The sequence below is a fragment of the Aggregatilinea sp. genome (genome assembly GCF_036822615.1).
Taxonomy (GTDB): domain Bacteria; phylum Chloroflexota; class Anaerolineae; order Aggregatilineales; family Aggregatilineaceae; genus Aggregatilinea.
Genome location: NZ_DAISHJ010000037.1, coordinates 26,572 through 38,523 on the forward strand (window position 1 = coordinate 26,572; position 11,952 = coordinate 38,523).

12 protein-coding genes and 1 pseudogene are annotated in these 11,952 nt (G+C 61.4%); 8 read left to right on the forward strand and 5 right to left on the reverse strand.

Annotated elements, in window-relative coordinates; translation table 11 throughout:
- Positions 1-3 precede the first annotated feature (3 nt).
- The 3 genes from V7116_RS12645 to V7116_RS12655 all read right to left on the reverse strand — a co-directional run bounded on the left by V7116_RS12645 (position 4) and on the right by V7116_RS12655 (position 3,220).
- On the reverse strand, positions 4-588 hold the full coding sequence (locus V7116_RS12645) for a type 1 glutamine amidotransferase domain-containing protein (RefSeq protein WP_324392293.1): 585 nt from the start codon (positions 586-588) through the stop codon (positions 4-6).
- Between the two features lie 120 nt (positions 589-708).
- Positions 709-1,350 carry a response regulator transcription factor gene (locus V7116_RS12650; protein WP_324392294.1) on the reverse strand — a complete coding sequence of 214 codons (642 nt, stop codon included), beginning with the start codon at positions 1,348-1,350 and terminating at the stop codon, positions 709-711.
- Entirely contained in the window at positions 1,313-3,220 is a 1,908-nt protein-coding gene (locus V7116_RS12655; protein WP_324392304.1) for a sensor histidine kinase, read from the reverse strand. Before V7116_RS12655 ends, V7116_RS12650 begins: the two co-directional genes overlap by 38 nt.
- Positions 3,221-3,511: 291 nt before the next feature.
- On the opposite strand from V7116_RS12655, the pseudogene rpmH reads away from it, so the two are divergent.
- The 8 genes and pseudogenes from rpmH to V7116_RS12690 all read left to right on the forward strand — a co-directional run.
- Positions 3,512-3,643, forward strand: a pseudogene (rpmH, locus tag V7116_RS12660) (50S ribosomal protein L34); the annotation flags it as partial.
- Positions 3,644-3,712: 69 nt separating this feature from the next.
- Entirely contained in the window at positions 3,713-4,072 is a 360-nt protein-coding gene (gene rnpA, locus V7116_RS25810) for a ribonuclease P protein component (RefSeq protein WP_442891851.1), read from the forward strand.
- Entirely contained in the window at positions 4,069-4,278 is a 210-nt protein-coding gene (yidD, locus tag V7116_RS12665; protein ID WP_324392296.1) for a membrane protein insertion efficiency factor YidD, read from the forward strand. The genes rnpA and yidD overlap by 4 nt, the downstream gene beginning before the upstream one ends.
- A 29-nt stretch (positions 4,279-4,307) precedes the next feature.
- Positions 4,308-5,474, forward strand: a complete 1,167-nt coding sequence (locus V7116_RS12670; protein ID WP_324392297.1) for a PQQ-binding-like beta-propeller repeat protein — start codon at positions 4,308-4,310, stop codon at positions 5,472-5,474.
- A gap of 43 nt (positions 5,475-5,517) precedes the next feature.
- The gene (locus V7116_RS12675) at positions 5,518-6,480 is read left to right on the forward strand and encodes a YidC/Oxa1 family membrane protein insertase (protein WP_324392298.1); all 963 of its coding nucleotides are present in this window, start codon (positions 5,518-5,520) and stop codon (positions 6,478-6,480) included.
- A gap of 29 nt (positions 6,481-6,509) precedes the next feature.
- Complete coding sequence (gene jag / locus V7116_RS12680; protein ID WP_324392299.1) at positions 6,510-7,358, forward strand: RNA-binding cell elongation regulator Jag/EloR; 849 nt, start codon at positions 6,510-6,512, stop codon at positions 7,356-7,358.
- A gap of 88 nt (positions 7,359-7,446) precedes the next feature.
- On the forward strand, positions 7,447-8,292 hold the full coding sequence (locus tag V7116_RS12685) for a PfkB family carbohydrate kinase (RefSeq protein WP_324392300.1): 846 nt from the start codon (positions 7,447-7,449) through the stop codon (positions 8,290-8,292).
- A gap of 23 nt (positions 8,293-8,315) precedes the next feature.
- On the forward strand, positions 8,316-9,941 hold the full coding sequence (locus V7116_RS12690) for an amidohydrolase (RefSeq protein WP_324392301.1): 1,626 nt from the start codon (positions 8,316-8,318) through the stop codon (positions 9,939-9,941).
- Positions 9,942-10,026: 85 nt separating this feature from the next.
- Here the strand turns inward: V7116_RS12690 and V7116_RS12695 are convergent, their stop codons facing one another.
- Both V7116_RS12695 and V7116_RS12700 read right to left on the reverse strand, forming a co-directional pair.
- Positions 10,027-11,160: a peptidoglycan DD-metalloendopeptidase family protein gene (locus V7116_RS12695; RefSeq protein WP_324392302.1), complete on the reverse strand. Its 1,134-nt coding sequence runs from the start codon at positions 11,158-11,160 to the stop codon at positions 10,027-10,029.
- A 107-nt stretch (positions 11,161-11,267) separates the two neighbouring features.
- On the reverse strand, positions 11,268-11,952 hold a 685-nt coding region (locus tag V7116_RS12700; protein ID WP_324392303.1), incomplete at its 5' end, for a cyclodeaminase/cyclohydrolase family protein.

An 11,952-nucleotide genomic window follows, 5' to 3' on the forward strand; every position in this document is an offset into this window, starting at 1 on the left:
CGACTAGTGACGCGGGCTGGCGGTCAGTGCCGTCTGACGCTCGTGGCGGCCTTTCGCAATCTCCTCGATCATCTTGCGGTTGAATGCCGGAAGATCGTCCGGATTCCGGCTGGTGACCAGCCCGTTATCGACCACAACTTCCTGATTGACCCAATCCGCCCCTGCGTTGCGCAGGTCCGTTTCGAGCGTGTGGTACGAGGTCAGCTTGCGCCCCTTCACCACGCCCGCGTCGATCATCGTCCACGGCGCGTGGCAGATCGCCGCGACCGGCTTGCCCGCCTCGAAGAACGCGCGCACAAACGTTTGAACCGGCTCTAACCGGCGCATATGGTCGGGATTCATCACGCCGCCGGGCAGCACCAGGGCGTCGAAGTCGTCCGCCTGGGCGCGATCCACCTGAAGATCGACCTTGAATGTGTCACCCCAGTCGGTATGGTTCCAGCCCTTCACCCGATCGTGCTCCGGCGAGATCACCGTCACCTGCGCCCCCGCTTCTTCCAGCGCGCGCTTCGGCTCGGTAAACTCAACCTGCTCAAAACCATTGGCAACCAGAATCGCAACCTGCTTACCGGTAAGTGACTGCGCCATACTCAATTCCTTCCAACTACTTTTTCAGAACGTACTCATTTACTATAAGAAATACAGCCCTGGATACATGAGGTACCCAGGGGATTTTGCAATAGGTTGAACGGGGAATGCGGACTTAGGTCAGTTGACTAAATTGTGCTGCACAGCCAGTGCCACCGCCTCGGTGCGGCTGGTCACAGCTAGTTTGGAGAAAATATTGCTGACGTGGTTCTTCACGGTCGAGTGGCTGATCATGAGACGATCCGCAATTTCCCGGTTGCTCATACCATCCGTCATCAGGCGCAGCACCTCCTGTTCCCGGTCGGTGAGATCAAACCCCGGACCCGGGGGCCGGGTGACTGCCTCGATCAGAGCTTGTGTGGCTTCCGGCGCGAGCGTTGAGCGACCCCGGTGTGCACTGCGGATCGCGTTCGACAGCTCGTCAATTGACACGTTTTTGAGCAGGTAGCTGATCGCGCCTGCCTGAAGCGCATCGTGCACCAGATCTTTCTCTTTGAAGCTCGTCAGTGCGATGATCTTGACAGTAGGGCACACTTGCAGGATGTTGCGCGTCGCCGTCACGCCATCCATCCCCGGCATCATCAAGTCCATCAGCACCACGTCCGGTTGAAGCTCGACACACTGCCGCACAGCTTCCTCACCACCAGACGCCTGACCAACCAGAATCAAGTCTTCAAAGGTCTCCAAAAACACTTCAAGGCCACTGCGTACCATATCGTGATCATCAACTATCAGTACGCGAATTGGCGGTGTCTGCGCCATAGATCGCATTCCTTTCCGATGGACTCCACCGTACGGTCACTTCCGTCCCACTATCCGACCTACTCACAATATCGACTGTTGCTCCGATATCACTCACTCTGTCGTTAATTATACTTATTCCCCCCTGCGTACCAGCAATTTTGTCCATATCCACTCCGTCGCCGTTATCCCTGATATACAGTTCAAGCATCTGCGGCGCGCTGATCAGCCTGATGTTGATCTGCGTGGCATGCGCGTGGCTAGCAACGTTATTGAGCAGCTCCAGGGCTATGTAGTAAAACGCCACCTGAACCGGATCCGGGTGGCGGTAGTCACCCTCGGTTTCCAGGTGCACCTGGAGTTGTGTGCGGCTTTGCAGTGCATCGGCCAGTTGGCGGACCAGATCGCTCAATCGCGCCTCGATCAGCTCCTCCGGGCGAAGCTCGGCCAGCAGCATCCGCATCTGAACCAGCGCGCCGCGCGTCAAACGATGCAGATGCGCCAGGCGCTGTTGGAAATTTTCCGGATCTCGCCGTGAAAGATACAGCAGCGATTCAGAAATCATGCTGGCGGAAAACAACATCTGGTTCACACCGTCATGCAGTTCGCGCGCCAATCGCTGCCGCGCCTGAATCGCCGTAAACGCCAGGGCCTTTTCGTGAAGCTGAGCGTTTTGGAGCGCGATCGCAGCCTGATCGGCAAACAATTGGAGTCGCGTGGCTTGTGCCACGTCAAACACGGCGCGCTGCATGCTGCTGACGTTCAAAAATCCGAGTGTTACTCCTTTAAGCCGGATAGGAACGCCCATATAGGAGCGCAGCCACGGAAGATTGGTCTTGCCGAACCATCCCGCATACGCATAAGCATCCGAGACGATCAAAGGCTGTCCCGATTCCGCCATCCAGCGCAGCCCGGCCACCTCCGCTAGTTCCGGCATGGCCGCCTGCATCTTATTCAAATCGATGCCCAGCGCCTCGTGGCCGTGGCTTCGGACCATCGAAACGATCCCATCCTTCAGCAGCATAATGCTGGCGAGGTCGTGGGGCACAACACGCTGAATGCTGATAAGCATCTGGTCGAGCACAGCGTTCAAATCGAGCGTGCTTGTCAGAGCAGTCGCTGTATCGCGCAGGGCATCCGCAAAAATCTGTTGTTCCTGCTCAACCGCCTCGGCGCGTCGCCGGTCGGTAATGTCCCGATACACGTAAATCGCCCCAATATCGCTGCCATTTTCGTCCTGAAGCGGATTCGCGCGCAGAAATGCCGGCACGATGAAATCGTCCTTCCGCCGCAAATCGACTTCGCCCTGCCACGAATCGCCCCGCTCCAACGAGGTGGACACTTCATCGGCCACAGCATCGTCAGCAAACAGCGTGTGCTCGATACCGCCCTGGGTTAAATCCTCGTCATCGAACCCGTACAGATCGAAAAACGACTGGTTCTCATAAATAATCGTGCCGGTCTGGTCGCTAATGCTGATCGCGTCACTGATCGATTCAAGCGCCATGTTAATCCGCGACAGGGACCGCGCTTGATCCAGCAGTTGTTGCATCAAATTCCGTCGAGACAACAAATTGTGAACATTCAGTTCAAAAATCTTAGGGGTGAAAGGCATCACCAGCACTGCATCCACCAGCGTGCCCATATAGCCGGTCAAGTGCGTCCAGGTCGTAGAATCATCGACCGCCACCGCCAGCACAGGCATGAATCCCGGCGCGGAGCGATCTTTGACCGTTTGGAGGGAGCGCGCATGGTGGGGCAGCACCGCCGCCTCGACCACGAATAAATCAACATCATCGACCAACAAAGGGTTAGATCCCGCCGCAAAACGGTACTGCGAGGAATAATCGTCGCGCAAGCGATGTAAATCGCTTCCATCGCCGGCAAGCACGAGCAAACAGGGCATCATGGCAGAATCGGCATATTACTAAATACACTCCGAACAGAGCACGGGAAGGATTGAGCCGATAATCACATACGGGACTTGGTTTTGAAAAATCGGATTAGTTTGAACTTAACACAAGTCTCAAACAGGCAACCACCGCTCCCCTCCGAATCCGGCTGTCGCGCAAGCAACGCTTGACCGCCCTCAGGCCATGCGCTATACTTGCGCCTCGCGTTCCGCAACCGTTTTGTCAACCGAACCGCGCCCCTGTGCGCGTTTTTTGGAAGAGGATCAGTCATGCCAAAACGTACTTATCAGCCCAAGAAGCGCCGCCGTGTCCGTGTTCATGGCTTCCGCCGCCGCATGCGCTCAGCCAATGGACGCAAGGTGCTCAAGTCGCGCCGCGCACGTGGTCGTGCCGTGCTGACGCCCAAGATGAATAATCACGTCAAGAAGGTGGACTGGAACGCCTAGCGCTGACCAGCCAATCAACGCGCGATGCAGCGCCCTCTGCGACTTCGGCGGCAGGAAGACTTCGCCCATTTGCGGAAAACCGGACGTACCTACCGGCATCCGTTTCTCACCTTGAGCGTAGCGCCCAACCTTCTGTCACATAACCGGTATGGGTTTGTGACGAGTAAACGGTTGGGCAATGCCGTTGTACGCAATACGGTCCGGCGCGTTCTGCGTGAGGTGATCCGGCAGTCCGACCCGCTGCTCGCCAACGGCTTTGATGTCGTCGTGGTTGCCCGTCCCCATATTGTCGGGCAGCCCTATCAAGCCGTTGAGCGGGCAACCGTCACCTGCCTGAAGCAGGCGGGTCTATGGGAACCGCCTGTTGGGGAGCAACAGCCATGAAGTATGTCGGCCTTGCGCTGATCCGCGTGTATCAGCTAACATTCTCGCGGCTTCTTCCCCCGAGCTGCCGGTACGACCCCAGCTGCTCCCACTACACCTACCAAGCTATCGACAAACACGGACTATTGAAGGGCAGTTGGCTGGGCATGAAGCGCATCGCACGCTGTCACCCGCTCGGTCCCGGGGGCCACGATCCCGTCCCTTGATGCTGCCTACCGGCAACGAAGGAGTACGATTGAACATTCTCCACGTCTTCCATTCCTCCCGACGCGCCACAATCGCTGTGTTGTTGGTGGCGGCAGTGCTGCTTTCGGCCTGTGGCGGCCTCACCGGAACATGGCCGGGCATCACAGTCAGTGATGGTCAAATTCTCATTTCCTACGGGCAGCGGATAGCTGCCATCGATCCAGCAACCGGTGAACGCCTCTGGGATTACCCCAACAAAGACGACCGCGATGCCACTTTTTCCGCAATACCGGTCGAGGTCGATGGGGTGGTCTACGTCGGTGACTATAAGGGTCGCGTGCACGCCATCGACGATGCAGGTCAGGCCAAGTGGGTCTACGAACCTGATATCGAGAAGCTGATCGGCCCCATCGCGCTCGAAGCGCCCGATCGCATCATCGCCGGAATTGCCGTATCCGAGGACCGTGTGTTCGTGGGTATGGGCAGCCGCAATGTGATCGCGCTCGATCGTGAAACCGGCGCGCCCGACTGGGAATTTGAAACCGGCCACGGTGTGTGGTCCACGCCGCTCTACCTGTCCGCCAACACGGACGGCAACGACGGCGAGGCCACGCTTTACGTGGCGTCCCTCGATCACAATCTCTACGCGCTGGACCCGGAAACCGGCAACGAGCGCTGGAGCATCGATCTCGGGGCTGCCGCCCCTGGCGACATGTTGTACGACTCGGATCGCAATCTGATCTATGTTGGTACGTTCCTGTCGGAACTGCTTGCTGTCGATCCGGCCACACAGAGCATCGCCGCCCGGTATGCGACCGAGGGCTGGTTGTGGGATAAACCGGCGATGGCCGACGATGTGTTATACTTTGGCGATCTGAAGGGCTTCGTCTACGCTGTCCGCATCACAGATGACGGATTCCAGCAAAAGTGGAAGCTGCCTGTAGCCGAACAGCCAATCCGCGGCACACCGGCACTATCGAATGGGCTGGTGATTGCCGGATCTGAAGACAAAACCGTCTACGCGCTGAACCAGAGCAATGGCGATCTCTCGTGGAAAGCCAACACCAGTGGTCCCGCACTCACCAGCGTTATCCCGGTGGAAGGCGATAATGAAGCTGGGATTGTAGTTGTAGGAACCACCGAGAACGACGCGCTCGTCGTGGCGCTGTCCAGCGCCTCAGGTGAAGAGGACTGGCGTTATTCCAACGAAGACTGAGGCGCGCCGCGAGTATCGCGCAGGAGTGTAGAGGCACACCTTCATGTTCGACATCATCATCAACCCCTTCATTACGATACTGCTGTTCCTGTACAAGATTCTGGGCGGGAACGTGGTGCTGGCGATCGTCGTCTTCACGGTTCTCGTGCGGCTCGCCACCTACCCCCTGACTCTCAAGCAGCAGCGCTCGGCGCAGGCCATGCAGAAGATCCAGCCCGAGATGAAGAAGCTGCAAGAGAAGTACAAGAACGACAAGGAAAAGCTGGCCGAAGCGCAGATGCAGCTTTACCGTGAATACGGCGTCAACCCGCTGGCAAGCTGCCTTCCGCTGCTCATCCAGTTCCCGATCATGATCGGTCTGTACCGCGCGATTATTGCGACGTTGGCGGCCACGCCGCTCGAACTGCTCGACCTGTCCAACCGCCTGTGGGTGCCGGACCTGTCGAACATCGTGCCGCTGCAAAACCACTTCATGTGGCTGAATCTAGCCGTGCCGGACCCGCTCTACCTGCTGCCGGTCCTGGTGGTCGTGACGATGTGGCTCCAGCAGAAACTGATCATGCCCAGCACTCCCGCCCCTCAGCCGGGCGACAAGCCGGATCAGACCGCGGCGATGACGCGCCAGATGACCACAATCATGCCGCTGATGTTCGGCGTCTTTGCGATCACCTATGCGTCCGGCCTTTCGGTATACTTTATCGCGTCCAACGTGATCGGTATCGTGCAGTATGCCTTGATGGGCAAGATTGACGTCAAGGGGATGCTGGGTATAAAGTCGGCGGAGCCTGTGCCCGCCGTTGTCGAGGGCCAGTCGATTAAGGCCGAAGACAAAGTAGAAAAGGCCGAAAAAGCTCCTGCCAGCAAAGCGCCCGCCAAGCGCATCGAGCGCCCTGCCGAGTCGATTAAGCCTAAGCGCACGCTGACTCCGGCCAAAGATCCGGTGATTAAGCCAAAGAAATCGGGCATCACCGACACACGCGCGGCGCGTGCCAAAGCAAAAAAGTGACCCGCATTTAGCCAGTTGAGGATGCACTTATGAGTGAAACGCGGTCAGTAGAAACGACTGGGGCCGACATTGAAACTGCCATCGAGCAGGGTCTAAAAGATCTGGGTGTCTCGCGCGAAAGCGTGATTGTCGAAATCCTTGAAGAACCCAGTCGCGGGTTGCTGGGCATCGGCGCGCGGCAGGCACGCATCCGCCTGACGACTGCTGCTCCGGCACGCGACAGCGTGCCCGCAGCGCCCGCCGCACAGGCCGCATCACCGGTTCCCCCTCGTCCCGCCGCGCCCGAACAACCTGCGCCCCGCGCCGAACGCCCGCGCACGGTCCAATCGGAAGACAACGGCGATGATGGGGACGAGGCAGCGCCTATCTCCGTTCATATGACGCCCGTGTCCGAAGACGAGCTGGACGACGATGCGCGCGTTGGCATGGCGACGCTGCAAGAACTGCTCGAAAAAATGGAGGTTGAAGCGACGGTGGCCGTTTACCGTGCCGAAGCCGAGCACGGCGAACAGGCGCCCTGGGTGCTGCAAATTCAGGGCGACGACCTGGGCACGCTGATCGGGCGGCGCGGCGAAACGCTGACCGCGCTCCAGTACATCACCCGCCTGATCGCCAGCCGCGAGCTTCAGCGCCGCACCAACATCGTGATCGACGTGGAAGGTTACAAGGCCCGCCGCGAAGAGATGCTCCGCCGCCTCGCGCAGCGTATGGCGCAGCAGGCGATGGAACTGGGTCGCACCGTCGCCCTGGAGCCGATGCCCCCCTACGAGCGGCGCATCGTGCACCTGGAACTGCGCGGAAACCCGGACGTTACCACGCAGAGTGTGGGCGAAGGTGATCACCGCAAGGTCACCATCGTGCCCAACAAGCGGCGCTAATTGGATGACGCGTCTCAAATAAGTTATCTTTTGCCGCGACCTGTGTCGCGGCATTTTCTTATTTCTTCACTTATCACTGGCTGGCCCAATGACTGATCTCAATGCGTTTACTCCAGACTACCTGTTGATCGGGCACATCGCCCACGACGTCACGCCCAACGGCGCGATGCTGGGCGGGACGGTTTCCTATGCCGCGCAAATGGCGCTGGCGTTCGGGATGCACGTGGCGATCCTCACCAGCAGCGCCGAAGGCGAGCCGCTGTTGGCCGACCTGCCCCCCGACGCGGCGGTGCTCAGCGTTCCGGGGGAGCACACCACCACGTTTGATAACCGCTACACCGGCAGCAGCCGCATCCAATATCTGTATCACCGCGCAAACACCCTGCACCCGGATATGCTGCCCCCGGCGTGGCGTCAAGCCCCGCTGGTGCATCTGGCTCCCATCGCGTACGAAGTCGATCCCGCCTTCGTCTCGGCCTTTGAAGGCGCGCGCGTATGCGCCACGCCTCAGGGCTGGATGCGGCGGCGCGAAGAGGATGGCCGGGTGACCGCGATCCCGTGGGAATCCGCATCCGAGATTCTGCCGCGCGCCACGCTGACGGTCATGAGCGAGGAAGACATTCGCCACCTGCCCGGCGCAGAGCAGGCGTTTGCGGCCCTCGCCCCGCTGATGGTGGTCACGCGCGCGGAACACGGCGGGACCATTTACGAAAACGGCGACCCGCGTGATTTTTCGGCCTATCCGGTGGATCAGGTCGAGCCGACCGGCGCGGGCGACATCTTCGCCACGGCGCTGCATATCGCGCTGGCGCGTACCGGCGATCTCGACCGGGCGATCCGCGCCGCCACCTACCTCGCGGCGCTCTCGGTGACGCGGGTCGGGCGGTCCAGCGTGCCCAGCACGGACGAAACGCTGCACGCCCTGGCGCTTTAAAATCGACCACCCCAGGAGGACGTATGGCAGCTTCACCGGTCATCGACCGCATCCTGATCAACGGACACATCACCACGCTGGACCGCACACAGCCGCAGGTCACCGCGCTGGCGATCAGCCGCGATCGCATCGTCGCTGCCGGAACCGATGACAACATCCGCGCGCTGGCAGGCCCCGGCACGGTGGTCGATAACCTCGAAGGCCGCGCCGTGATCCCCGGCCTGACCGACGCGCACATCCATTGGGAAGGTGTGGCGCACAGCCTGCGCGAGATCGACATCTTCGAAGTGCCCACCAAGCAGGAAGCGCTGCGCCGCGTCGCGGAACGGGTTCGCACTGCCGCCCCCGGCGAATGGCTGGTTGGGCGCGGCTGGACCCAGGACTTCTGGCCGGATCGCGCCTTCCCCACCGCCGCCGACCTCGACGCCATCGCGCCGAACAACCCGGTCTACCTGATGGCGAAAAGCTGGCACGCCGCCTGGGTGAACAGCGCGGCGCTGAGGATCGCCGGGATCACCGCCAACACGCCCGATCCGGCGGGCGGCAGTTTCGTGCGCGACGCCTCCGGCCAACCGACCGGGCTACTGCTCGAAGCGCCCGCCATGACGCTCGTCTGGAACCACATCGTCCCACCCACGCCCGACCAGACCGCCGACCTGATGCTGGAAGCGCAGCGGCGCGCCTGGGCCGCCGGGCTGACCGGGCTGCACGACTTCGATCCGCCCACATGCCTGATCGCGCTGCAGCTCCTGCGCGAGCGCGGAGAGCACGGTCTACGCGTGGTGAAAAACATCAACGTACCGTGGATCGAACACGCCCACGCGCTCGGCCTGCGTTGGGGCTTTGGCGACTATTGGCTGCGCATTGGCGGGCTGAAGATCTTCGCGGATGGGGCGCTCGGTCCGCGTACGGCGCACATGATCGAACCGTACGAGGGCGAGCCGCAGAACACCGGGATCGTCGTCACCGACAAGGAAGAAATGGCCGAGCTGGTCAGCCGCGCCAGCGCCGCCGGACTGCCCTCGACCATTCACGCCATCGGGGACCGCGCCGTACACGATGTGTTGGACGTCTATGAAGCCATACGCGCCGAAGAAGCCGCGAGTGGCATCCCGCGCAGCACGCGGCGGCATCGCATCGAGCACGTGCAGCTCATCCACCCCGACGACGTGGGCCGCCTGGGCCAGCTCGGCGTCATCGCGTCGATGCAGCCCATCCACGCCACGTCAGACTGGCAGATGGCCGACCGTTACTGGGGTCCGCGCGCAAAGTGGAGCTACAACTGGCGCGCGCAGTTGGAAGCAGGCGCGGTGCTGGCCTTCGGCTCAGACGCGCCCGTCGAGCCGTTCGATCCGCTCAAAGGCATTTACGCCGCCGTGACGCGCCGCCGACCGGATGGCACGCCAGGGCCGGATGGCTGGTATCCTGAGGGACGCCTGGACATGGACACGGCGCTGCGCGGCTTCACCCAGGGTCCGGCCTACGCCGCCGGGCTGGAACATGATCTCGGTACGCTTGCACCGGGCTTCCTGGCCGATCTCGTCGTGCTCGACCGTGACCTGTTCGCCGTGCCGCCGAACGAGATCCTGGCGACACAGGTGCTCGGCACGATGGTCGGCGGTGAGTGGAAACACCGCGCGTTTGGATAGTTCTCTGAGGTCGTTCGAGAATACAAAAACGGGGCGAATGTGACAGTACATTCGCCCCGTTCTCTTTCCGCCGCAGGATCGCGCGTCAGTTGAACTTGATATCCAGCCAGGTCGTCTGGCCCGACACGACATCCGCATCCCCCTGGAAGCGCACCACACCGTCCGCCCGCACGAAGATGCGGTAGTGTCCGGCGGGCAGGTCGCCTCGCGTGAAGTTCTCGCCGTAAACCGGGTCGGGATTCACCGTATCGTCCGAGTAGGTATAGGTGTAGGTATCGGGCGGCGTGTCGCCGCGAATGATGATCGTGGCGTCGTATACCAGCGAGCCATCGTTCTCCGTCACTTTGCCCGCCAGCGTGCCAAAACCTTCCCACGGCTTGACCCATAGATCTGGGTTGAGCGTGCTGCCGTAGTCAAACGGATCGCCGATCCGCACTTCCAGGTGCAGATGCGAACCCAGCGCAACGCCTTCCGCCCCCACCTCCCCAATCTCGGTCCCGGCGCTGATACGCTGCCCCGCTTTCACGTAAATCTGGGACATGTGACCGTAAAGCGTATACACCGGTTCGCCGTTCGGCGCGGGCTGCTCGTTTTCGATGATCACGACGTTGCCGTAAAAATCGGTCTGCGGCCCCACCTTGCGCGTGTAGTCGTCCCCCGCGTAGGTTACCCAGCCGGAATTCGCAGCCAGGATACGCGTCCCCAACACGTTCGGAATATCCACGCCGTGATGCACCTGATACTGCCCGCCGCCCGTCGAGCCGTACGGATACGTGCGCGACAGATAGTCCACAATGTTGTTAGTCGGATCGCGCGGGAAAGAGCGCTCAAACCAATAGTGATCCTCGCGCGGCAGCGTGACAGTCGGCGTCAGCGTCGCGGACACGGCTCGCGGCGTATTGGTCGGGTAAACGGTGAACACAGGCGCGACGGTCGGGGTCGGCGGCAGTGTCGACACCAGATCGACCAACCGCACCGACACATCCGTAGGGACCGGAGGCAGGGTTGCGGCAGGCAGAGCCGCGCCCGCCGCCGTGGGGACGCTCGTCGCCGCGCTTTGCATCGCGATCAAGGTCGATGATATGTCAGGGCTGGCGGTCGGATCGTGCGCGCCCGTGGCAGCGGGTGGCGCGGATTGGCTTCCGCAGCCTGCCAGGAGCAGCGCCGCCCCTAACGCAGCAGCCCAAACGATGATGGTATGGCTCTGAAGTGCTCGCAATGACGAATACCTTCACCTTTTCTTCTAATCTGGCTTCAAGCCCACCGTAAACAGCCGGGCGCGCACGGAGCGCGCCCACTACTGCTATACGGATAGATGCACAAACCCTACGATGCGATGCCAGCGCGTTCCTCGGCGGCCTGCACCACCCGATCGCGGACCGCGCGCGCTTCGCTGACGATCGTGTTGATGTCGTTGCGATAACGTCCGGCCATCGTCTCGTCTGCGAGGCTGGCCGCGTTCACGCGCACGTTCAAGCCCGCGCTTTCGACCGCTGCCAGCCCAATCAGCCCGGCGGACGCGGCATCGCTCGCGGCGTTGCGGTTGCCTTGCAGCGCGACCTGTTCCGCCAGCCGCATCGCTTCCAGCGACAGCCGCGCCACAGTCAGAGGCACGTCCGCCGCCTGCATCAACGCGCGATCGATCGCGGCGGGCCGCTCGGTGTCGTCTTTTGGCAGACGGTACGCTTCCATCACGGCGTTGAACGCCAAAATGTCGTCCTCGATCGCAGCCGTCAGCTTCTGGCGCAAATCCGCGCCCGCCGCCGCGATGGCGCGCATCGACGTCTCAACCTCGGCATAATACTTTTTCCCCACCGTCAATCCGGCGACCATCTCCGCCAGCGCCGCGCTAAGCGCGCCCGCCAGCGCCGCGACCGCCCCCCCGCCCGGCGTAGGCGCATCGGACGCGACAGCGTTCAGGAACGGTAGCGGCAGCAGCGTAGGAACCTCGACCGTTTCGACGCGGCGTGTCGCTTCGTCCGGCACGAGCTTCGTATTTTCCCTCTTCATC